Annotated in this window: 23 protein-coding genes; 6 read left to right on the forward strand and 17 right to left on the reverse strand. The window is 66.8% G+C overall.

Features of this window, described 5'->3' with window-relative positions; all coding sequences use genetic code 11:
* The 8 genes from groEL to ACOJSI_RS07290 form a co-directional block, all read right to left on the reverse strand.
* On the reverse strand, positions 1–678 hold a 678-nt coding region (groEL, locus tag ACOJSI_RS07255; protein ID WP_420137769.1), incomplete at its 3' end, for a chaperonin GroEL.
* A 212-nt stretch (positions 679–890) separates the two neighbouring features.
* A complete protein-coding gene (groES, locus tag ACOJSI_RS07260) occupies positions 891–1,178 on the reverse strand; it encodes a co-chaperone GroES (RefSeq protein WP_420137597.1) in 288 nt (95 codons plus the stop codon).
* A gap of 872 nt (positions 1,179–2,050) precedes the next feature.
* Entirely contained in the window at positions 2,051–2,713 is a 663-nt protein-coding gene (locus ACOJSI_RS07265; protein ID WP_420137598.1) for a GNAT family N-acetyltransferase, read from the reverse strand.
* A gap of 62 nt (positions 2,714–2,775) precedes the next feature.
* Positions 2,776–3,327 (reverse strand): GNAT family N-acetyltransferase, encoded by a 552-nt coding sequence (locus ACOJSI_RS07270; RefSeq protein WP_420137599.1) that lies wholly within the window; start codon positions 3,325–3,327, stop codon positions 2,776–2,778.
* A complete protein-coding gene (locus ACOJSI_RS07275; RefSeq protein ID WP_420137600.1) occupies positions 3,324–3,866 on the reverse strand; it encodes a SixA phosphatase family protein in 543 nt (180 codons plus the stop codon). The genes ACOJSI_RS07270 and ACOJSI_RS07275 overlap by 4 nt, the downstream gene beginning before the upstream one ends.
* Positions 3,867–3,869: 3 nt before the next feature.
* Positions 3,870–6,587, reverse strand: coding sequence for an ATP-dependent DNA helicase (locus tag ACOJSI_RS07280; RefSeq protein WP_420137601.1), 2,718 nt, complete (start codon positions 6,585–6,587; stop codon positions 3,870–3,872).
* A complete protein-coding gene (locus ACOJSI_RS07285) occupies positions 6,584–7,618 on the reverse strand; it encodes a hypothetical protein (RefSeq protein ID WP_420137602.1) in 1,035 nt (344 codons plus the stop codon). Before ACOJSI_RS07285 ends, ACOJSI_RS07280 begins: the two co-directional genes overlap by 4 nt.
* A gap of 6 nt (positions 7,619–7,624) precedes the next feature.
* Entirely contained in the window at positions 7,625–8,194 is a 570-nt protein-coding gene (locus tag ACOJSI_RS07290) for a hypothetical protein (protein ID WP_420137603.1), read from the reverse strand.
* Positions 8,195–8,291: 97 nt separating this feature from the next.
* On the opposite strand from ACOJSI_RS07290, the gene ACOJSI_RS07295 reads away from it, so the two are divergent.
* Together ACOJSI_RS07295 and ACOJSI_RS07300 are read left to right on the forward strand one after the other, a co-directional pair.
* Entirely contained in the window at positions 8,292–9,866 is a 1,575-nt protein-coding gene (locus tag ACOJSI_RS07295; protein WP_420137604.1) for a lysine--tRNA ligase, read from the forward strand.
* Positions 9,867–9,963: 97 nt separating this feature from the next.
* Positions 9,964–10,590, forward strand: coding sequence for a hypothetical protein (locus ACOJSI_RS07300; protein ID WP_420137605.1), 627 nt, complete (start codon positions 9,964–9,966; stop codon positions 10,588–10,590).
* A gap of 69 nt (positions 10,591–10,659) precedes the next feature.
* Here the strand turns inward: ACOJSI_RS07300 and ACOJSI_RS07305 are convergent, their stop codons facing one another.
* The 3 genes from ACOJSI_RS07305 to ACOJSI_RS07315 all read right to left on the reverse strand — a co-directional run bounded on the left by ACOJSI_RS07305 (position 10,660) and on the right by ACOJSI_RS07315 (position 12,917).
* Positions 10,660–11,133 (reverse strand): RcnB family protein, encoded by a 474-nt coding sequence (locus tag ACOJSI_RS07305; protein WP_420137606.1) that lies wholly within the window; start codon positions 11,131–11,133, stop codon positions 10,660–10,662.
* Between the two features lie 145 nt (positions 11,134–11,278).
* Complete coding sequence (locus tag ACOJSI_RS07310; RefSeq protein ID WP_420137607.1) at positions 11,279–12,271, reverse strand: RcnB family protein; 993 nt, start codon at positions 12,269–12,271, stop codon at positions 11,279–11,281.
* 103 nt (positions 12,272–12,374) lie between these two features.
* Entirely contained in the window at positions 12,375–12,917 is a 543-nt protein-coding gene (locus tag ACOJSI_RS07315; protein ID WP_420137608.1) for a (2Fe-2S)-binding protein, read from the reverse strand.
* Between the two features lie 63 nt (positions 12,918–12,980).
* Between ACOJSI_RS07315 and ACOJSI_RS07320 the strand changes: the two genes are divergently transcribed.
* The 3 genes from ACOJSI_RS07320 (at position 12,981) to ACOJSI_RS07330 (ending at position 14,708) form a co-directional block, all read left to right on the forward strand.
* Entirely contained in the window at positions 12,981–13,778 is a 798-nt protein-coding gene (locus ACOJSI_RS07320; protein ID WP_420137609.1) for a DODA-type extradiol aromatic ring-opening family dioxygenase, read from the forward strand.
* Positions 13,779–13,902: 124 nt separating this feature from the next.
* Positions 13,903–14,109, forward strand: coding sequence for a 30S ribosomal protein S21 (gene rpsU, locus ACOJSI_RS07325; RefSeq protein ID WP_420137610.1), 207 nt, complete (start codon positions 13,903–13,905; stop codon positions 14,107–14,109).
* 14 nt (positions 14,110–14,123) lie between these two features.
* Positions 14,124–14,708, forward strand: a complete 585-nt coding sequence (locus ACOJSI_RS07330; protein WP_420137611.1) for an FKBP-type peptidyl-prolyl cis-trans isomerase — start codon at positions 14,124–14,126, stop codon at positions 14,706–14,708.
* 3 nt (positions 14,709–14,711) lie between these two features.
* Here ACOJSI_RS07330 and ACOJSI_RS07335 read toward each other — a convergent pair whose 3' ends face one another.
* From ACOJSI_RS07335 to pyrE, 6 genes are read right to left on the reverse strand one after another with little or no spacing between them, the layout of a single operon-like run.
* A complete protein-coding gene (locus ACOJSI_RS07335) occupies positions 14,712–15,776 on the reverse strand; it encodes an AI-2E family transporter (protein WP_420137612.1) in 1,065 nt (354 codons plus the stop codon).
* A complete protein-coding gene (lepB, locus tag ACOJSI_RS07340; RefSeq protein ID WP_420137613.1) occupies positions 15,773–16,645 on the reverse strand; it encodes a signal peptidase I in 873 nt (290 codons plus the stop codon). Before lepB (ACOJSI_RS07340) ends, ACOJSI_RS07335 begins: the two co-directional genes overlap by 4 nt.
* Entirely contained in the window at positions 16,642–17,505 is an 864-nt protein-coding gene (lepB, locus tag ACOJSI_RS07345; protein ID WP_420137614.1) for a signal peptidase I, read from the reverse strand. The genes lepB (ACOJSI_RS07340) and lepB (ACOJSI_RS07345) overlap by 4 nt, the downstream gene beginning before the upstream one ends.
* Positions 17,506–17,535: 30 nt before the next feature.
* Positions 17,536–17,937, reverse strand: a complete 402-nt coding sequence (gene acpS / locus ACOJSI_RS07350; protein WP_420137615.1) for a holo-ACP synthase — start codon at positions 17,935–17,937, stop codon at positions 17,536–17,538.
* Positions 17,934–18,662, reverse strand: a complete 729-nt coding sequence (locus tag ACOJSI_RS07355; RefSeq protein WP_420137616.1) for a pyridoxine 5'-phosphate synthase — start codon at positions 18,660–18,662, stop codon at positions 17,934–17,936. The genes acpS and ACOJSI_RS07355 overlap by 4 nt, the downstream gene beginning before the upstream one ends.
* A complete protein-coding gene (gene pyrE / locus ACOJSI_RS07360) occupies positions 18,659–19,267 on the reverse strand; it encodes an orotate phosphoribosyltransferase (protein ID WP_420137617.1) in 609 nt (202 codons plus the stop codon). Before pyrE ends, ACOJSI_RS07355 begins: the two co-directional genes overlap by 4 nt.
* 176 nt (positions 19,268–19,443) lie before the next feature.
* On the opposite strand from pyrE, the gene coxB reads away from it, so the two are divergent.
* A complete protein-coding gene (gene coxB, locus ACOJSI_RS07365) occupies positions 19,444–20,529 on the forward strand; it encodes a cytochrome c oxidase subunit II (RefSeq protein ID WP_420137618.1) in 1,086 nt (361 codons plus the stop codon).
* The last annotated feature ends 10 nt before the right edge of the window (positions 20,530–20,539 follow it).

A 20,539-nucleotide genomic window follows, 5' to 3' on the forward strand; every position in this document is an offset into this window, starting at 1 on the left:
CTTCTTCTCGTGGATCAGGATGTACGGGTCGTTGAGCTCGACCGTCATCTTCTCCGGGTTGGTGATGAAGTAGGGCGAGAGGTAGCCGCGGTCGAACTGCATGCCTTCGACGACGTCGAGCTCGAACTCGAGGCCCTTGGCTTCCTCGACCGTGATCACGCCTTCCTTGCCGACCTTGTCCATCGCCTCGGCGATCTTCTCGCCGACGACGGTGTCACCGTTGGCGGAGATGATGCCGACCTGCGCGACTTCCTGGCTGCCGGAAACGGGCTTCGAACGCGCCTTCACGTCGGCGACGACCTTCTCGACCGCCTGGTCGATGCCGCGCTTCAGGTCCATCGGGTTCATGCCGGCCGCGACCGACTTCATGCCTTCCCGCACGATCGCCTGGGCGAGCACGGTGGCGGTGGTGGTGCCGTCGCCGGCATTGTCGTTCGTCTTCGACGCGACCTCGCGCAGCATCTGCGCGCCCATATTCTCGAACTTGTCCTTAAGCTCGATTTCCTTGGCGACGGTCACGCCGTCCTTGGTGATGCGGGGCGCGCCGAACGACTTGTCGATCACGACGTTGCGGCCCTTCGGCCCCAGCGTGACCTTCACCGCATCGGCGAGGATGTCGACGCCGCGCAGAATGCGCTCACGGGCGTCACGCGAAAACTTGACGTCTTTCGCTGCCATGTTCCTAAATCCTTCTTTCGTTCCCCGGAAGCCGGGGTCCAGTTTCAATCAGGTCGAACCCAAATTCGCTCATGCTGAGCGAAGTCGAAGCACTTGTGCTCCCCATTCCGTTCGGGCTGAGCTTGTCGAAGCCCTGCCCTTCTTTCGTCCTCAGAAGAAGGACGGCCCTTCGACAAGCTCAGGGCGAACGGAGGTCGGGAAAGCCGTTCAGATCAGCCGACGATCCCCAGGATGTCGGATTCCTTCATGATCAGCAGGTCTTCGCCATCGAGCTTCACCTCGGTGCCGGACCACTTGCCGAACAGGATCTTGTCGCCGGCCTTCACGTCCAGCGGCGTGACCTTGCCATCGTCGCCCTTGGCGCCGCCGCCGACGGCGACGACTTCGCCTTCCTGCGGCTTTTCCTTGGCGGTGTCGGGGATGATGATGCCGCCGGCCGTCTTCTCTTCAGCCTCGACGCGACGAACCAGCACGCGATCGTGCAGCGGTCGGAAACCCATAATTGTCCCTTTCCTGCAATAAGCGTGGGCTACGGCCTGACGCCGCACCCCACCATATGCCGTAAACTGTTGGCACTCACCAATCGCGAGTGCCAGCGGGCATATGTGCAGCCGCCGTTAACGTGTCAACGGGTGGCGCCGGGAAGTTTTCGCCAGTCCGGTGGAACCACAAGGCAGCCGCCCGCCTCCCACCCCTTCCCGTTCGTGTCCAGCGAAGTCGAGACACAGGGTCGAGCACAGCCGAGACCCCGCACAGCCCCCCTCCCTCGTCATCCCAAGCTTCCCTCGTCATCCCAGCGAAGGCTGGGATCCAGCCCCCCCTCCACGAGCAACGTCCAATAAGATGCGCGGAATAGACCCCAGCCTTCGCTGGGCTCACATTTAGGAGAATAACCCGCCTCGCCCCCCGTTCGTGTCGAGCGACGTCGAGACACATCGTCGAGCGCAGCCGAGACCACCGCACAGCCCCCAGCCCAGCCACCTCTCCCTCGTCATCCCAGCGAAGGCTGGGATCCATGTCCCTCTCCACAGGCGGCGTCGCCGGGTGAAGTGGGGTGGACCCCAGCCTTCAGCCGAGGCTGAAGTTTATCCTGAGCGCCTGCCTTGCAGCCAGTCGAAGGGGCTGGGGTGACGGCTAAAGCATGGGGCACGGCAAAGTCGGGCTGACGCCCCCAAGCGCCCTCAGACCCCGGCCGCCCGCCGCCAGCCCGCACCTTGACAATCGTACGCGTATAACGTACAAGCGCTGCCCCCAATTCGGCTCTTTCTCACGTCCGGCCAACCACCGATCCAAGCGCCCGGCCGCGCCGCACCCCCGAAATCATCAAGTTCGTTTCTGGTGTTTTTTGGATTTTCCTCTCTTCGTCCCGGGCTCAGGCCCAGCGCCGCGGCCACTGTCCGGCCGGTTCTGGCGCGACCGATCGGGTGAGTATCGCCGGCGGTGTCTCGGGATCGCCGCCGAGTCGTTTCGCCCAGATCAGCCCGTGATAGGCGCGCCCGCCCATCCCGAACATGTGCTGGCGCCCCACATCGTCATAGCCGTGCCGCCAGTAAAAGCGCTGTGCCGTGGCATTGTCGGCGGACACGCACAGCAGCAGCCGGCCCGCCCCCCGCGTCGCCGCTTCCGCCTCGACCGCAGCCAGCAGGCGCCGTCCCCAGCCCCCCGCTTGCCAGCCCCGAAGCAGGTACAGGCGCTTCAATTCCAGGTCGTCGGCCCCGGTCTCGCACCCCAGATCGGGCTTGGTGAGCAGCGCATAGCCCACCGGCGCCCCCAGATCCGTCTCCAAAACCCAGGTCGCGCAGGCCGGATCGGCCAGCATCTGCGCGTAAAAGGCAGGCGAATGCTGCGCCTGAACATGGCGGATCAGGGCATCGCCGGGATGATCGCGCGCATAGCTTTCCAGGAAGGTTGCGCCCCCGAGCAGGGCCAGGGCCGCGGCATCGGCCGGCTGCGCGCGCCGCAAATTCGCCTCGCTCACGCCGAAGGATGCTCTGATATCGTCGTTGGAAGCCGCGTCCGCCGCGTCATGGTCCACCTTGTTGCTGCTGGGGTGGTGGCCCTGTGACGGCGGGACGCTACGAAACGGCTTCGTTCCGGCTACGTTTGCAGCCTCTGCTCCGGCGCGGGCGCAAGCGGCTTCGCCCAGATGAAATCCTCGAACGGCACCGCGCCGACCATGAACTTCTGGCGCACGCCGACATCGTCATAGCCGTGCCGCGCATAGAAACGCTGCGCGCCATGGTTGGCCGAATAAACACACAGCAACAGCCGCTCCGCCCCGCGCGCCTGCGCTTCGGCCTCGGCGGCCTGCAGCAAACGCAGCCCCCAGCCGTCCGATTGCCATCCGCTGAGCAGGTAGATGCGCTTCAATTCCAGGTCGCCCGCCCCGGTGTCGCAGTCCAGTTGCGGCGGCGTCAGCACCGCATAGCCCACCGGCGCGCCCAGCTCTGTCTCCAATATCCACGTCGCGCACGCCGGATCGGCCAGGATTTGCGCATACCAGGCGCGCGAATGATAGGTTTCGACATGCGCCACCAGCGCATCGCCGGGATGATCGTGCGCGAAACTTTGCAGGAAGGTTGCCGCCCCCACCAGCGCCAGCTTGCCCGCATCCGCAGGGCCTGCGCGCCGCAAGAGGGGTGGGGTCATACGTAATCCGGCCCCAGTGCGGGGTCCAGATCGCGCGGGCGGACGAACCGCACCAGCGTCCCGCCATCGGCCGCCACCGCGTCCCAGCGATCGACCGGAAATTCCAGTTCGGCCAGGCTGGCGGTGGGATATTTGATCGCGATTTCGTCGCGCGGGCTGTTGGGGTCGGCACTCGGCACCAGCATCAGCACCAGCTGTTCCAGCCCCGGATTATGCCCCACCAGCAGCAGGCTGTCCGCCTCGGGCGGGGCGGCATGGATCGCGTCCAGCAGCTCGCTGACCGGGGCCAGATACAGTGTCTTGTTCCACTGCGGGTCCAGCGCGGCGCCATATCCGCTCGCCACCTCCTGCAGCGTTTCCGCGACGCGTAGCGCCGGCGATGCCACCACCGCATCGAAGCGCAGCCCGGCCTCCCGCATATGCCGCCCGATCGCGCGCGCGGCGCGGCGTCCCTTGGCATTCAGCGGCCGATCGAAATCGCGCGCGACGCTGCCGTCGTCCCCCGATTTCGCATGCCGGAGCAGCGTCAGCCGCTTCATGCCCTAACCCTTTGCTGCCTGATCGGCTTCCTGATGGCGCAAAGATGCTACGGAAGGAAGTCGCGATCCGATCCGCTTGACCGCCTCGTCCAGCGTCACCCGCGTGATCGCGACCCCCGGCGGGAAGGCGTCCAGCAGCCGCGACGGCGTCGCGGCGGACAGCAACACGAAGGTTCCGCGGTCGCCCGCGCGCCGGATCAGCCGTCCGAAGGCCTGCGCCAGCCGGGCCCGAACGATGCGATCGTCATGCGCCGTGCCCCCACCCGCCGCCCTTCGCGCGCCGTGCAGCACGGTCGGGCGCGGCCACGGCACGCCCTCCATCACCACCATCCGCAGCGAATCGCCGGGTACATCGACGCCATCGCGCAGCGCGTCGGTGCCGAGCAGGCTGGCGCGCGGATCGTCGCGGAAGATGTCTACCAGCGTGCCCGTATCGATCGGATCGACATGCTGCGCATAGAGCGGCAGCCCCTCCCGCGCGAGCCGATCGGCGATGCGGGCATGAACCGCGCGCAGCCGCTGGATGGCGGTGAACAGCCCCAGGACGCCCCCGTCCGACGCCTCGATCAGCCGGGCATAGGCCCCTGCCAGCGCCGCCGTATCGCCGCGCTTGATGTCGGTCACGATCAGCACTTCGGCCTGTGCGGCATAATCGAAGGGCGAGGGCGCGGCGAAACGCATCGCCGCGCGGTCGAGGTGAACCGCCCCGCTGCGCGCCTCCGCGCCCTCCCAATCATCGCCCCCGCGCAAGGTCGCGGAGGTGACGAGCAGGCCATGGGCGGGCTTCAATACGGTCTCGGCCAGCGGCCGGGTCGGGTCCAGCCAGCGCCGGTGCAGGCCGATATCATATTCGCGCCCCTCGACCCGATCGACCGCGAGCCAATCGACGAAATCGGGATCGGCCGGCCCGCCCAGCCGCGCGAGCAAGGCGATCCACGCCGCGAGCGTCTGGCTGCGGTTGACCAGCCCCGCCAGCGCGCCTTCCACCCGCGCGCGGGCAGCGCTGTCCAGCCAGTCGGGCGCATCCTCCAGCACCGCCTGCAGCCGCTGGCGCAGCCGGGCGAGCGGGCGCACCAGCCCCTCCAGCGCCTCGACTGCGGGCGCCGCCGCCTCGATCAGGCCGACGTCCAGCTCGGCCGCATGCGTCTCGATCCCATAGCCCGCATCCGCCGCACTGGCGCGGGCGTAAGTGGTGCCGCGCACCGCCGCGAGCAGCTTCTCGATCGGGCCCAGCGGCAGATCCTCCGCCAGCCGGCCAAGCCATCCGTCGCTCGGCAATTCCCGCGCCGCGGCGGACGCCTGTTCGATCGCGCGATGGCCTTCCTCATCATAGGACGCAAGGTCCAGCAGCCGTGCCGCAAGCCCCCGCCGGCGCCCGCGCGTCTTGGATTCAGGGCCCAATATCCAGCGCCTGAGCTCGATCGCCTCCTGCCCGGTCAGCGCCGCGGCAAAGGTCGAATCGGCCGCATCGAACAGATGATGGCCTTCGTCGAAGATGATGCGGGCGAGCGGCCGCCCCTCATCCATGCGGCGCGACCCCAGGATCATCACCAAAGCATGGTTGGCGATCACCAGATCGGCCTGATCGGCGGCGCGATTGGCGCGTTCGATGAAGCATTTCCGGTAATGGGGGCAGCCGGCATAGACGCATTCGCCCCGCCGATCGGTCAGCGCGGTCGATCCGGCGCGGCGGAACAGGGTCGGCAACCAACCCGGCAGATCGCCGCCGACCATATCGCCGTCGCGCGTATAGGCCGCCCAGCGCGCGACCATTTGCGCGAGGATGGCGGCGCGGTTCTGGAAACCGCCTTGCAGCGCATCTTCCAGGTTGAGCAGGCACAGATAATTCTCGCGGCCCTTGCGGATCACCACCTTCTCGCGCCGCACCCGATCGTCGGGGAAGACGCGCGCGCTTTCCGCCGCAAGCTGGCGCTGCAGCGCCTTGGTGTAGGTGGATACCCACACCGGCCCGCCGGCTTCGGCGGCGTGGAGCGAGGCCGGGGCCAGATAGCCGAGGGTCTTGCCGATACCGGTTCCGGCCTCCGCCAGCACGAAATGGGGGCGACCGGCACTGTCGCGCGGATCGAAGGCGCGGGCGGCGGCGGCGGCATAGGCACGCTGGCCTTCGCGCGCCTCCGCGCCGGAGCCGACGAGGCGCGCCAGCCGCTCCAGCGTGGCGGCATCGTCCTGGCGATGCGGACGCGGATCGGGGCGGGGCGGCGCGTCTTCCCACTGCGGCAGGCGCGAGAATAGCCAGCGTTCGCCCTGCGCGGGCTTGTCGATCAGCGGCGCGACCAGGTTAGCCCATGGCCAGCGCAGGCGCCCGAGCGACTGCGCCGACGTCCACGCGCCCTCCCGCTCCGGCCAATGCGGGTTGCCGAGCGTCGTCAGCAACGTGCCGGCCGCATCCCGCAGAAAGGCGGCGGCCCCGGCATCGTCCTGCGGGGGTTCCAGCCCCAGCGCGCGCGCCATCCCGGCGGGCGTCGGCACCGCGAAGCGGGCGGGATGCACGAAGGCGTATAGCTCGAGCAGGTCGAGCCCGGACAATTCGCTCAGGCCCAGCCGCGCGGCCACGAGCGGCGCGTTGAGCAGGATCGTCGGCGTTTCGGAGACCTGCGCGATCGCCTCGCCCCGGCCGAGGGCGCGCGTGCCCTCCGCCGTGGCCAGCCAAATGCCGCCATGGGTCGCATGCAGCGCGGGCAAAGGCGGCGCGTTGCTCATGCGACTTCAAGCAGCGCGTCGGGGCCCGCCATCATCCGGTCCATCGCCGCGCGTGCCGTCGCCACAACCGGGGCGCCGGCATAAGCGAAGAGCGGATGCGTGCTGAGCGGGAAGAAACTCATCGTCGCATTGGCTTCGAACAGCAGGACGCGATCGTCCGGCAGCAGCGCGAAATCGATGCCGAAGAAATCGAGCGGCAGCCGCGCGCGGATTGCCCACAAGGTCGCCTGCGCCACCGGCGGCAGCGCGGCCATGCCGCCAGCCAGCAGCGTACGTTCCCGATCCATCTCCTCCGGACGATCTGGCATCACCCGTTCGCGATCGGCGCCATGGACGCTCCATCTATCGGAGACGAGGCGATGGCGAATGACAGGCACGTCCCCGAAGAAGAGGATGCGGATCTTGTGGTACAGGCCGTTGGCGGCGGGCCGGTCCACGAATTCGGTCAGCAGATAGATCGTGTCGGGCCGGATCTGCGTCAGCAACGTCTCCACATCCGGGATCGTCCCCAGGATATGGCCATTATGCGTGCCGGCGACCCGCAATATGGCGGGGAAGCGCACGCCGGCCTGCGCGACGGCGGCGCGGGCGAGCGGGGGATGGCCGCGAAAGCGTGCCACCGGCGGCACGATCAATCCGGGCAGATCGGACAGGCTGCGATACACCGCGTCGCGGGTGGAGGCGCGCACGGCGGCGGGCCGGTTCAGCACCCGCCCGGAGAAGGGCTTTAGCACGCGATCGGCCCATTGCAGCACCTGCGGGTTCTGATCGGCGTCGGTGATGAGGTTCAGGATCGTCGCGACGCCGCCCAAAGCCGGCCGCAACTTCAGCCGCCCGAAATTGACCGGAATGTGGATGCGCACGAAATCGTCCGGATCCGATCGCAACAGGCGGATATCGGTGCTGCCCTCGTTCAACATGCCGGGCCCGCCCGCATAGGCGCGGCCATGCTGCCGGTCCGATCCGAACAGATAGGCGATGCGCCCGACCGGGCGCTGCCCTGCGGCAGCACCGGATTCCTTGCCCGTCATCCTCGTTTACCAGTTGCGCAAGGCGGCGACGAAGGCAGCGGCGTTGGGGAGGCGATCGAAATGGATGTTGCCATCAATGTCCGCGCTGGGATCGCCCGGCACCAGCATCACCGCCGCGGGGCCGTTACCGTTTCGATCGACATCCCCCAGGATGCCGCCCAACACGCGTTCGCGCCCGATCTCCATCAGCGGGCCCTTCATCCAGGGCAAGGTCCATAGGATCCTGCGATCGGTAACGCGCAGGCTGATGAAGGGGGCACGCAAAATCGCGATCAGGAAGCCGGGATATTTGCGCAGCAGCAGCAGGAAGACGCTGATGACGAGGAAGGCGAAGACGGCGGAACATCCGATCGCGAAGACATAGTCGCCCGTGCTGATCGGCGCCGGCCACCAGACCGCCCACAAGAGAAGGGTCAGCGTAAAGGCCTGGAAGGCGACGGCGACGGCAACCGCCCCCGCGCCGGACGGCAAGGCGCGCAGCCCCGGCCGCGCGAGATAGATGGTCTGTTCGGCGATGCGATTGAGACGCCGCACATAGGGGATTGGCAGGGTGGCGTCGGGCGGAACTATCTCCATCTCCCCAAGACTCCTTCGGGGGCGGCCACGCGGCGCTTCCCACATTTCGCTGCCCATCCTAAAGGCGCTTTCGAACATTTAGATAGTCCGGGAACAAATGGCAAACGATCTGCGCGATGCGGCGCTCGCCTCCAAGGCATGGCCCTATGAGGAGGCGCGCAAGCTGCTTGCCCGCTATCCGGAGGGTGCGCCCGCCAAGGGCCATGTGCTGTTCGAAACGGGCTACGGCCCCTCGGGCCTGCCCCACATCGGCACGTTCAACGAAGTGCTGCGCACGACGATGGTGCGCCATGCCTATGCAGAGCTGTCGGACGTGCCGACCCGCCTGATCGCGTTCAGCGACGATATGGACGGGCTGCGCAAGGTGCCGGACAATGTGCCGAACCAGGCGATGCTGGCTGAGCATCTCGGCAAGCCGCTGACCCGCATCCCCGATCCGTTCGGCAAGTTCGAATCGTTCGCGCATCACAACAATGCGATGCTGCGCGAATTTCTCGACCGCTTCGGCTTTCAGTACGAATTCATTTCCTCCACCGAATATTATTCGAGCGGTCGCTTCGACGATGCGCTGCGCAACGTGCTGCGCCATTATGACGCGATCATGGCTGTGATGCTGCCGACGCTGCGGCAGGAGCGGCAGGCGACCTATTCGCCGGTGCTGCCGGTCGATCCGAAGACCGGCGTGGTGTTGCAGGTCCCCGTCGAGGTGGTCGACGCGGACACAGGCACGATCCGCTATACCGCGCCCGATGGCGATGTGATCACGGCCAGCGCGCTGGGCGGCGCGGCCAAGCTGCAGTGGAAAGTCGACTGGGCGATGCGCTGGGTCGCGCTGGGCGTCGATTACGAGATGTCGGGCAAGGATCTGATCGATTCGGTCATCCAATCGTCGAAGATCTGCCGGGTGCTGGGCGCCAAGCCGCCGGAGGGCTTCAATTACGAGATGTTCCTCGACGAACATGGCGAGAAGATCTCCAAGTCCAAGGGCAACGGGCTGAGCCTGGAGCAGTGGCTCACCTATGGCCCGCCGGAGAGCCTGGCTTACTTCGCCTATCGGGAGCCCAAGCGCGCCAAGCAGTTGCACATCGGCGTGATCCCGCGCGCGATCGACGATTATTGGAAGTCGGTGGCGGATTATCCCGCGCAAGGATTGCCGCAGAAGCTCGGCAACCCGGTCCATCACATCCACAATGGCGATGTGCCGGCCGAGCCGCTGCCGATCAGCTTCGGCCTGCTGCTCAACCTGGTTGGCGTGATCGGCAATGCCGATCAGGATGTCGTGCGCGATTATCTGCAGGCCTATCGCCCGGGCACGCAGCATCCGGCGCTGGACGCGCTGATCGGTCATGCACTGGCCTATCATCGCGATTATGTCGCCCCAACGCTGCAGCGGCGCGCGCCGACGGCGGAGGAGGCCGTGGCGCTGCGCGATCTGGATACACGGCTTGCCGCGCTGGACGCCGCTCAGGATCTGGCGGCAGCGGCGCAGAACGACGTCTATGAGGTCGGCAAGACCTATTACGGCCAGGAGCGGCTGCGCGAATGGTTCAAGGCGCTGTATGAAACGCTGCTGGGTTCCGAGCAGGGGCCGCGCATGGGCAGTTTCATCGCATTATATGGGCTGTCCAACAGCCGCGCCCTGATAGCGGATGCGCTGGACCGAGTGGCGTGAACGGATCGATTGGCACGCCGAAGCTTTGTTTAACCTTATGCAACATTTGAGAACTGCCATTCGCGCCGGGCTGTGCGCCGCCGCCCTGGCCGTCGCCATGCCATCATCGGCGGCCACCCCCCGCGAATTGCTGACGCAGGCCGCCTTCCAGACCACCGACAAGGCGGCAGCGTTGCAGCTGGTCAATCAGGCGCTGGCCGCCGCGCAGGCGCAGCTTGCCGCCAACCCGCATGATCGCGAGGCGCAGATGCAGCGCGGGGTCGGCATCGGCGATCGCGCGCGGCTGACCCGGTCGCCGGGCGATGCCAAGACCGCGCGCCAGATTTTCGAAGCCTTCCTGGCTGCCAATCCGCGCGATCCGGAGGCGCATCTCGCCATCGCATCCTGGCATCTGGATACGGTGGAATCGGGCTTCCTGGCGACGACGATGCTGGGCGCGAAAAAGGATGTCGGGTTGGCGGCCTTGGACCGGGCCGTCGCGCTTGGTGGCGGTCGGCCCTTCTTCAGCGGCTTCGCGGCGATGATGCGCATCCGGCTTAATCCGAAGGATGTCGCCACTGCGCTGCATCTGGCGGAACAGGCGGCGGCGGCGCCCGCGCCCACCGCTCTTGACCGGATCGCCAAGCGGCAGGCGCAGGCATTGCTGGTGCCGCTGCGCTCCGGTGACGGCCGTACCGCCCAGTTGCTGGCGCGCAAGCTGCTGCCGTTCGGTCGGCTGGCCTGAGGCCAACCACGTAAAAAGCCCGGGCCGTTGCCAGCCCGGGCTTTTCGTTACGCTACGCTACGAACACGATCAGAAGAAGAAGCGGCGATTGACCTCCAGCACGCGGCCGCTGCGGACGTCCACCAGCACGACGTCATTCCCGTAGCGGACCCAGCGCTGCCCACCCAGGACGGGGCGGAGGTGATAGCGATAGGGGTCGACCCAGTAGCGGCGCTCGTACAAAGCGGGATTGAAACGATAGCCCGCATTGACCGGCCGGTAGCGATAGCCGCGCGGGCCGTCCCAGCGTCCGCCACGATAGATGGCCGGATTACGGCGGCGATAATCCCGCCAGTCGTCGCGATATTCGCGGCGCGCTTCCCGTACATCCTGGCGCTGGTCGCGGATTTCCCGCGGGGAGGCGCCGTTGCGGATTGCGCGCTGAACATCGCGCTGCTGCTCGCGGATCTCGCGGCGATCGTTGCGCAACTCGTTCGTCTGGGCCTGTGCCACCGCCGGTACGATCGTCGCGGCGATCAGGCCCGCAAAAATTGCCATGCGCATCATCTGCTCCTCTTTCTGCTTCTATCGGACGGAGCGCGAACGCCCTCGTCTGATCTTGATCTATTCCTGATTCGGTGAATGGGTTTCGAATATCGCCGTCAGCAAACAGAAAGAATTTCCTGCTTTCGGCCGACGATATTCTTCTTCAGAAGAAGAAACCCTGGATGGCATCGACAACTTCGCCGCTGGTGGTGTCGACCAACAATGCGTCATCATAATAGCGCACCCACCGATACGGCCATTCTGCCGGCGGAAGCCGATATTCGTACGGATCGTTCAGCCAGTAACTGGACGCGTAGAATAGCGGTTCCAGGAAGAAGCCGCGGCTGACCGAGCGATAGCTATAGCCGTAAGGTGCGTTGTAGCGCCCGCGATAGAAGATGCTGCGGTGGCTGTTGCGCCAACTGCGCCAGTCGTAGCGGCGGTCGTTGCGCCAGTTCCGGTCCCAGCGATCGCCGCGCCAGCCGCGCCGATCATTGTCCCAGCGGCGGCGATTGTCGTCCCACCGCCGATCATTGTCGCGGCGGCCGTCGCGATCCCACTGCCGGTCATTGTTCCAGCGGCGATCATTGTCCCACCGCCGATCATTGCGGCCATCATTGTTCCACTGCCGATCACGATCGCCACGGTTCCAGCGCCCATCCTCGCCACGGCGATCATTGTCGCCGCGGCGCCAGCCGCGGTCGGGCCGCGGCTGGCCGTCATTGCGGTTCCACTGGCCATTGCGGGCGCGATCCCATTGTGCGCGATCCTGCGGCTGCGCCGCCTGGGGCGGCGACGGGCGGTTGTCGACGCGGTTCGGATCGAAACGGCGCTCGGCCCAAGGCGCGCGACCGTTGCCAGGCCCTTCGTCGGCGCGCCATTGCGGGCGATCGCCGGACTGGCCGGAGAAGCGATTGCGACCCCAATCGCCGCGCTGCTGCGGGGGCGGCGCGCCGGCTTGTGGCTGCGGGCGCGGCTGTGGTTGCTGGACCTGCGCCTGCGGCGGGGTCGGCCGCATATTGCCGCGTGGCCCGCCATCGCGGAACCCGCCCTCGCGCCCGGCATGACGATCATTCTGACCGGGGCCCTGCGCGGCCGCCGGCGACACCACCAGAATGGTGGCCGCGGCGAGCAGAGCCAGCTTGAACCTTTGCATCAGCATCACTCCTGCTGCGGGCGCCAAACGCGCCCGTCATTGCATCCTGTGTGAACGCGGCAGGTTGATTGATCGCTGAATTGATCGGTCAGCGTTCAGAAAGCTATTTATGAGAAGGAGTTAGCGCGGGAACGGCGGCGGCCGCGTCGGCCGGATCGATGTCCGGCGGCGGGGCTGCGGCAATCGGCCGACCGCCGTGCGCGGCCTGGGCGGCGCGCCGGATGGCGCGGCGAATGCGGGCATAGGTGCCGCAGCGGCACAGGTTCGTGATCGCTTCATCCATCTGCGCATCGCTGGGATTGGGCGTGTGCGCCAGCAGGGCGGCGGCGGCCATGATCATGCCGGACTGGCAATAGCCGCATTGGGGCACACGTTCCGCGACCCACGCCTGTTGAACGGGGTGGCTGCGATCGCTTGTCAGTCCTTCGATCGTCGTGACGAAGCTGCCTTCGATCGCGCCGATCGGGACCTGGCACGACCGGCGGGCGACCCCGTCGACATGGACGGTGCACGCGCCGCACTGCCCGGCGCCACAGCCATATTTGGTGCCGGTGAGGTTGGATGCGTCGCGGAGCGCCCATAACAAGGGTGTCTGCGGGTCCATCTTGTAATGGACGGGTTCGCCATTCACGGTGAAGCGGGTCATGATCGCAGCCTAGAAACAGCGCGCCCGCTTGGAAAGTGGGCAGGGCCTTGCCATCTTTGTGCCATGCGCCAACCAAGCCTGTTCCTTCCCCATGGCGGAGGCCCCTGCTTCTTCCTCAATCCCGACGGAAGCTGCCCGCCGGCGTGGCGGGAGATGCGGGACTACCTTGCCGGCATCCTGCCTGCGTTGCCGGAACGGCCGCGCGCGATCCTGATCGTATCGGGGCATTGGGAGGAGGCGGACTTCACCGTTCATAGCGGTCGCCGGCCCGGCTTGCTGTTCGATTATGGCGGCTTCCCCGAACATACCTATCGCCTGCGCTGGGATGCGCCCGGGGCACCCGATCTGGCGGCGCGGGCGCGCCAGCTGCTGGAGGGCGCGGGCTTCAAGGTCGGCGAGAATGATGCCCGCGGCTGGGATCATGGCGTATTCATCCCGATGAAGGTGGCCGTCCCCGACGCCGATATCCCGACCCTGCAAGTGTCGCTGCGCGCCGATCTGGATCCGGCCACGCATATCCGGGCGGGGCAGGCGCTCGAATCGCTGCGCGATGATGGCGTGCTGATCGTGGGATCGGGCATGAGCTTCCACAATATGCGCAGCCTGGGGCAGGATGTGACGCCGCAGGCCGACGCCTTCGACGCGGCGTTGAGCGCAGCCGTGACCGATCCCGATCCTGCCGCCCGCCGGCGGCGCGTGGCCAACTGGGCAAGCCTGCCGCTGGCCCGCTTCGCCCACCCGCGCGAGGAGCATCTGTTGCCGCTGATGGTGGCACTGGGCGCCGGCGGCGACGATCCGGCGGTGCACGATCATCGCGACCATGTGCTTGGCTGGACGGTTTCCGCCTTTCGCTTCGGCTGAAAGGCTTGAAGAATCACCCCTGCACTGTTAGGGGCGCCGCTTCCGACGCGGGCACCGCTCGCGGCGACAATCTTTTATTGCCGGCTGACGGACGCGCCAGCCCGACTGGAGAATTGGTTTATTTATGCAGATCATCGGTCGCGATAAAAAAGTCGATCAGGCCCTTCGCGCGCTCAAGACGAAGCTGCAGCGGGAAGGCGTGTACCGCGAGATGAAGCTGCGTCGTCATTACGAGAAGCCGTCGGAAAAGCGCGCGCGGGAGCGTGCTGCTGCGATCCGTCGTGCCCGCAAGCTGGAGCGTAAGCGCACCGAGCGCGATCAAGCCCGCTAAGGCCTGATTCTTCCATGTCCGATATTACCGCCGTTCCGCTGCGCCCGGTGGGCAAGAGTGGTGTCACCGCCTTGTGGGCGGGCATCGCCCTGCTGCTGATCGGCGGCATTGGCGGCGGCGTCTATGCCACCACCGCCGCCCGTCAGGGCGCGGTTGCCTCACCCGCCATGGCCAAGCTGCCGGCGCCGGCCTTCATGGCGGCCAATGGCAAGCGTCACGGCGTGAAGACGACGGCGTCGGGCCTGGAATATATGGTGATCAAGGCCGGTAGTGGCCCGACGCCGACGCCGGCCGATGTCGCGCTGGTCGATTATCGTGGCGCGCTGACCGATGGGACCGAGTTCGACGCCAGCAAGCCCGGCCAGCCCGTGCCGATGCCGCTGTCGCGCGTCGTGCCGGGCTTCCGCGAGGCGCTGTCGCTGATGCCGAAGGATTCGGTCTATCGCTTCTGGATCCCGCCCGAGCAGGCCTATGGCAGCGACGCCAAGAGCGATGCGACCGGCAATGTGGTGATCCCGGCCAATTCGGTCCTGGTGTTCGATGTGACCATGCACCAGTTCGTTACAATGCCGCCCGGGATGGCCGAACCCGGCATGTAAGGATCAGGGCGCGCCGGCATCCTCGGCTGCCAGCTCGCTCTTCTCTTCCAGCAGCACCTTCACCATCGCGACGATCGGGTCGGCCAGCGCCAGACCCAATATGCCGAACAGGGCGCCGAACAGGAGCTGGCAGCCCAGCACCAGCGCCGGCGGAAGATCCACCGCGCGACGCGCGACCATCGGCACCACGACATAGCCGTCGAACGTCTGCACCGCGATATAGACGCAGATCGCGCCGATGCCGATGTGCGTACCCGCCGAAAAGCCTACCACGACGATCAGCGCGCCAGAGATGATTCCGCCGATATTGGGCAGGAAGGCGAGCAGCCCGGTCAGTACCCCCAGCAACGGCGCCATCGGGACGCCAATCAGGCTTAGCGCGGTGCCGACGAAGACGCCTTCCACCGCCATACCGACCAGCCGGCCGGCCATCAGCCGCCGCAGCGTGTGGCCCATTTTCTCTGCCGTGCGATAGAAATCGGCCCGCTTCTTCATCGGGAGCATCCAGGCGACGCCGCGTTCGTAGAGGCGTGGCTCCATTGCGATGAACAGGCCCAGCACGATGATCGCGAGCAGGCTCGACAGCGCGCCGATGGCAGTGCCGAGCGCGGCCGTGACCTGGCCGAACGACCCGACCAATTGGCGGCCGATCTGGGCGGCGCCCTGCTTGGGCGGGACCAGGCCGAGGCTGTGGCCATAGCTGACCAGCCGATCCGTTTGTTCCATCACCACCGCGCGCAGCGCTTCGAACTGGCCGGCCAGCTGGCTGCCCATCAGCACGACGAAACCGACCAGGAAGAGCGCCACCAGTACGGAGACGATGGCCAGGCGCAGACCACGGCCGAGCCGGGGAAACGCCTTGCCGAGCAGCCGGACGCCGCCATCCAGCAAGGCGGCGAAGACGACGCCGCCGATGATCAGCAGCAGCGGCTGGGCGAGCAGCCAGACCAGCGCGACCGCGACTGCCGAGCCGATCCAGATGACGGCATGACGGAATTCGCGGGATGTGCCGGGGGTGGCGAAATCGGAAGGACCGGGTTCTTCCAGCGGGCCGCTTGGCGCGCTCACTTGGCCGCCTGCTGCGGACGAAGGCTGGTGCCGGCGCGGCCGCCGCGCAGCGCGGTGACCCATGATACGGGGTTCCACAGCGCACCACGGCCGTCATAGCTGTGAGTGATCCATTCCGCCCGGCCGCCGAGCGTCTCGATCCGGACCGGGCCGCCCAGGCCGTTGTTGGACGGCGGGACGCGGCTGTCGGCGGATTCGTCGCGATTGTCGCCCATCAGGAACACATGCCCTGCCGGCACGGTGATTTCGGGATAATCGTCATAACCCTCGGCACCGAAATCTCCCATGTCTATCGTGTCATAGCTGACACCGTTGGGCAGCGTCTCGCGATAGCGCGGTAACGCACAAAGGGCGCCACCATGTCCATCCGGCGTGCGAAAGCGGCTTTCGAGCAGCGTATCGCAGGGGAGGTTGGCATCGACCGGCAGGGCGGCGGGTGTTTCGCGTCGGCGCGGCACGGGGACGCCGTTCAGGATGATCGTCCCGCCGCGCACCGCCACCCGATCTCCCGGCAGGCCGATCACCCGCTTGATCAGCTCTTCGCCGTCATGATCCAGCGTGACGACGTCGCCGCGTTCGGGAAGGCGGTTGAACAGGCGGCCCGGTATGAACGGCAAGATGTGCAGCGCGGGCGAGGCGTAGGAATAGCCATAGGGGAATTTGGTGACGACCAGCCGATCACCCTTGATCAGCGTCGGCATCATCGATTCGGACGGGATGTAGAAAGGCCGGGCGACGAAAGTCCACACCGCCAGCACGGCCAGAGCCGCCAGCGCATAGCCGCCCAGATCCTTCAACCAGCCATTGCGTTCCGGCGCCGGCGTGCCGGCTTCCGGGGTCGACGGAGCGGAGCGCCCCGCCTCGCTCATCTGGCCGGCGTATCGCGATGCGGGCGCAGGCTCGTCCCGGCGCGGCCGCCGCGCAGGGCGCTGATCCACGTCAGCGGGTTAAAATATTGGGTCGATCCATCATAGCTGAAGCTGATGAATTCGGCGCGGCCCCCCAGATTTTCCCACGGGATCGGGCCGCCCAGGCCTTCCTGCGACTGCGAGACGCGGCTGTCGGCGGATTCGTCGCGATTGTCGCCCATCACGAAGACCTGGCCGTCGGGTATGGTGATTTCGGGGAAATCGTCCGGCCCGCCCGGCATATAGCCCAGGTCGATCGTGTCGTAGCTGACGCCGTTGGGCAGCGTTTCGCGGAAGCGCGGCAGCGCGCAATAGCGTTTGCCGTCAGGCCCGGTCGTCTGGAACGGCGCCTCGGCCGGGCTGGAGCAGGGGACATTGTCGTCGATCGGGATCATGGCAGGCTTTTCCTGCACCCGCTTGATCGGGACGCCGTTCAGGATGATCACGCCTTCGCGGACGGCGATACGATCGCCGGGCAGCGCGACGACCCGCTTGATATAGTCCGAATTCGCTTCCGGCGGCTTCAGGATGACGACGTCGCCGCGCTCCGGCAGCCGCCCGAACAGGCGGCCGTGGATGAACGGCAGCAAATGCATCGGCGCCGGCGATACGTAAGACCAGCCATAAGGATATTTGGTGACGACCAGCCGGTCCCCCTTGATGAGGGTCGGCATCATCGATTCGGACGGAATGTAGAAAGGCTTGGCGATGAAGCTCCACACCGCCAGCACGGCCAGGATGAGCCAGGCGAAGCTCTTGATTTCGGCCCACCAGTCCGTTGTGGGCTTCTCGGCCGCGCCCTTGGTAAGGGGAACGGTCATTTCCGGCTCGCTCAAACTCAATTCCTCGGCTCAGATCTTGCGCGCGTACAGAATAACGAAGGCTTGCGCCCATGGATGGTCATCCGTGAGCGTGACATGAATGTCCACCGCGTGGCCCGCAGGCGTCATCGCGTCAAGCCTCGCCTTCGCTCCGCCTGACAAAGCCAGGGTCGGCGCGCCCGACGGCAGGTTGACCACGCCGATATCCTTCATGAACACGCCCTGGTTGAAGCCGGTGCCGATCGCCTTGGAAAAGGCCTCCTTGGCGGCGAAGCGCTTGGCGTAGGTGCCGGCGCGGGTCATCGTCCGCCGCTCCGCCTTGGCGCGTTCGGCATCGGTGAAGACGCGATCGATGAAGCGTTCGCCAAAGCGATCGAGCGAGTTCTGGATCCGCTCGATATTGCACAGGTCGGATCCCAGCCCGATGATCATCGCGCCGCGTCCATCGCCGCGCGCATCCGCCGCACCGCCTCGTCCAGGCCGATGAAGATCGCCTCGCCGATCAGGAAATGGCCGATATTCAGCTCGGCGATTTGCGGGATCGCCGCGACCGGGGCGACATTGTCATAAGTGAGGCCATGGCCGGCATGCGGCTCGATACCGTTCTTGGCGGCAAGCGCGGCCATGTCGGCGATGCGCTTCAGCTCGTCCGCGCGGGCAGCACCCGTGCGGTGGGCGTAGCGGCCGGTGTGGAATTCGACCACGGGTGCGCCGAGCGCGATGGCGGCTTCGACCTGCGCCGGTGTCGGCTCGATGAACAGGCTGACGCGGATGCCGGCTTCGCTGAGCGCGCGCACCATCGGCGCAAGGGCCTCGCGGTGGCCGTCCGCATCCAGGCCGCCTTCGGTGGTGCGCTCCTGCCGCCGCTCCGGCACGATGCAGGCCGCGTGGGGGCGATGGCGCAACGCGATGGCGACCATTTCCTCGGTTGCCGCCATCTCGAGATTCAGGGGAAGCGCGATGCCGGCCATCAGGCGATCGATATCGCTATCGGTGATGTGGCGCCGATCCTCGCGCAGATGGGCGGTGATCCCGTCCGCACCCGCGCCTGCGGCAATCGCGGCCGCGCGCACGGGATCGGGATGTTCGCCGCCGCGGGCATTCCGCACGGTGGCGACGTGATCGATATTGACGCCCAGGCGCAGCCGGCTGCTCATGCTGCCGAAACTCCGGTCGCGTCGGGCTTGGCGCGGCTGCCGGGCTTGATCGCCGGGATCGCCGCCAGTTCCGGCGGCAGCGCGTCGGCCGCATAGGTCGGAACGTCCAAGCGGATCAGCGGAAAGAAGGGGACGCCAAGATCGGCGGTGCCGTTCGACCGATCCACCAGCGACGCCGCGGCGATGACCTCGCCGCCGGCCTGCTCCACCGCCTTGATCGCCTCGCGCGACGACAGGCCGGTGGTGACCACATCCTCCACCAGCAGGATCGTCTGCCCAGGGGTGAGCGCGAAGCCGCGGCGCAGCTCGAACGTGCCGGTCGGCCGCTCGACGAACATCGCGTCCAGGCCGAGTGCGCGGCCCATTTCCTGCCCGACGATGACGCCGCCCATGGCCGGCGAGACCACCGCCTGGAGACGGTCGCGCAGCTCTTGCGGAATCTTGGCGGCCAAAGCCTCGGCGAGTCGACCGGCGCGGGCAGGGTTCATCAGGACGCGCGCGCACTGTAGATAGCGTGGGCTGCGAAGCCCGGACGACAAGATGAAGTGCCCTTCCAGCAAAGCCTCCGCCGCGCGGAATTCCGCCAGCACCTCGTCCTCGGTCATAGCTGTGGCTCCTCGCACGCATTTACGCTTTTACTGGCGATAGACGGCGCATAGCTTGGCTTCAACAGCTTGCATTTCGGCGGAAACCGGTGTTGAGACGGCCTCCAAGCGCGCCCGCGGCCCGGCTTCAGGCGATGCTATTACCCAAAGTCTCCAGCTGGGGAACGAGCCGAGTGTTGAAGACGATCCGGGGCAGCGTCCTCGCAATGTTTCTGGGGCTGGCTGTATTTGGCGCGGCAACCGCGCCGGCTCAGGCGCCGGCCACTCAGACGGTGACTCCGAATCCCGGGCCTGCCGTGCAAAGCGCGCCGGCGCCTGCGGTGGCGGCCAAGCCGGCGGATATCGTCCACCTCACGCCCGTCCAGGGCGTCGGCATGCCGACGGATCGGATCGGCCTGCAGCCGCAGGTGACCCCGATCGGGCACGAGGCGGTTCGCTTCCACGATTATATCCTGGTGCCGATGATGGTCCTCATCTCGGTGCTGGTGCTGCTGCTGCTGATCTGGGTGATCATCCGCTACAATGCGCGCAGCAACCCCGTGCCGTCGCGCACGCACCACAATACGTTCATCGAGATCGTGTGGACGCTGCTGCCGGTGCTGATCCTGGTCGGCATTGCGGTACCGTCGATCAAGTTGCTGGCGCACCAATATTCGCCGCCGAAGGCCGACCTGACCGTGAAGGCGATCGGCAATCAATGGTATTGGACTTACCAATATCCCGACAATGGCGACTTCGAGATCGTCTCCAACATGCTGAAGGAGAAGAACGAAGTCACCGGCAAGGAAAAGCCGCGTACCGATGCGGACGGGCCCCGCCTGCTCGCGGTCGACGAGCGCATGGTCGTTCCCGCCGGCGCGGTGGTGAAGGTGATCACGACGTCCAACGACGTCATCCACAGCTGGGCGCTGCCCGCCGCCTGGGTGAAGATGGACGCGGTGCCCGGCCGGCTGAACGAGACCTGGTTCAAGATCGACAAGCCCGGCGTCTATTTCGGCCAATGTTCGGAATTGTGCGGTGCACGCCACGCTTTCATGCCGATCGCGGTCGAGGTGGTTCCACCGGCGCAATTCGCGCAGTGGGTCGCCTTCAAGGGCGGCACGATGCCGGGCCCCAAGGGCGCGGCCAATCCGGACGCGACCGCGACGTCGCCGGCGACCGCCGCGCAGCCGGCCAGCGGACCGGTGCCGACCGACGCCGTCGTTCCGGGAACCACCGCCAAGCCGCCGACCAGTTCCCAAGCTGCCACCGGGCAGAATTGAGGCTAAGTAG

This window comes from Sphingomonas sp. (genome assembly GCF_048595155.1).
Lineage (GTDB): Bacteria > Pseudomonadota > Alphaproteobacteria > Sphingomonadales > Sphingomonadaceae > Sphingomonas_I.

Coding starts and splice junctions, on each gene's coding strand:
- groES (WP_420137597.1), bottom strand. CDS start 1,178: ATGGGTTTCCGACCGCTGCACGATCGCGTGCTGGTTCGTCGCGTCGAG.
- ACOJSI_RS07270 (WP_420137599.1), bottom strand. CDS start 3,327: ATGACCCCACCCCTCTTGCGGCGCGCAGGCCCTGCGGATGCGGGCAAG.
- ACOJSI_RS07275 (WP_420137600.1), bottom strand. CDS start 3,866: ATGAAGCGGCTGACGCTGCTCCGGCATGCGAAATCGGGGGACGACGGC.
- ACOJSI_RS07280 (WP_420137601.1), bottom strand. CDS start 6,587: ATGAGCAACGCGCCGCCTTTGCCCGCGCTGCATGCGACCCATGGCGGC.
- ACOJSI_RS07285 (WP_420137602.1), bottom strand. CDS start 7,618: ATGACGGGCAAGGAATCCGGTGCTGCCGCAGGGCAGCGCCCGGTCGGG.
- ACOJSI_RS07290 (WP_420137603.1), bottom strand. CDS start 8,194: ATGGAGATAGTTCCGCCCGACGCCACCCTGCCAATCCCCTATGTGCGG.
- ACOJSI_RS07295 (WP_420137604.1), top strand. CDS start 8,292: ATGGCAAACGATCTGCGCGATGCGGCGCTCGCCTCCAAGGCATGGCCC.
- ACOJSI_RS07300 (WP_420137605.1), top strand. CDS start 9,964: ATGCCATCATCGGCGGCCACCCCCCGCGAATTGCTGACGCAGGCCGCC.
- ACOJSI_RS07305 (WP_420137606.1), bottom strand. CDS start 11,133: ATGCGCATGGCAATTTTTGCGGGCCTGATCGCCGCGACGATCGTACCG.
- ACOJSI_RS07310 (WP_420137607.1), bottom strand. CDS start 12,271: ATGCAAAGGTTCAAGCTGGCTCTGCTCGCCGCGGCCACCATTCTGGTG.
- ACOJSI_RS07315 (WP_420137608.1), bottom strand. CDS start 12,917: ATGACCCGCTTCACCGTGAATGGCGAACCCGTCCATTACAAGATGGAC.
- ACOJSI_RS07320 (WP_420137609.1), top strand. CDS start 12,981: ATGCGCCAACCAAGCCTGTTCCTTCCCCATGGCGGAGGCCCCTGCTTC.
- rpsU (WP_420137610.1), top strand. CDS start 13,903: ATGCAGATCATCGGTCGCGATAAAAAAGTCGATCAGGCCCTTCGCGCG.
- ACOJSI_RS07330 (WP_420137611.1), top strand. CDS start 14,124: ATGTCCGATATTACCGCCGTTCCGCTGCGCCCGGTGGGCAAGAGTGGT.
- lepB (WP_420137613.1), bottom strand. CDS start 16,645: ATGAGCGAGGCGGGGCGCTCCGCTCCGTCGACCCCGGAAGCCGGCACG.
- lepB (WP_420137614.1), bottom strand. CDS start 17,505: ATGACCGTTCCCCTTACCAAGGGCGCGGCCGAGAAGCCCACAACGGAC.
- acpS (WP_420137615.1), bottom strand. CDS start 17,937: ATGATCATCGGGCTGGGATCCGACCTGTGCAATATCGAGCGGATCCAG.
- ACOJSI_RS07355 (WP_420137616.1), bottom strand. CDS start 18,662: ATGAGCAGCCGGCTGCGCCTGGGCGTCAATATCGATCACGTCGCCACC.
- pyrE (WP_420137617.1), bottom strand. CDS start 19,267: ATGACCGAGGACGAGGTGCTGGCGGAATTCCGCGCGGCGGAGGCTTTG.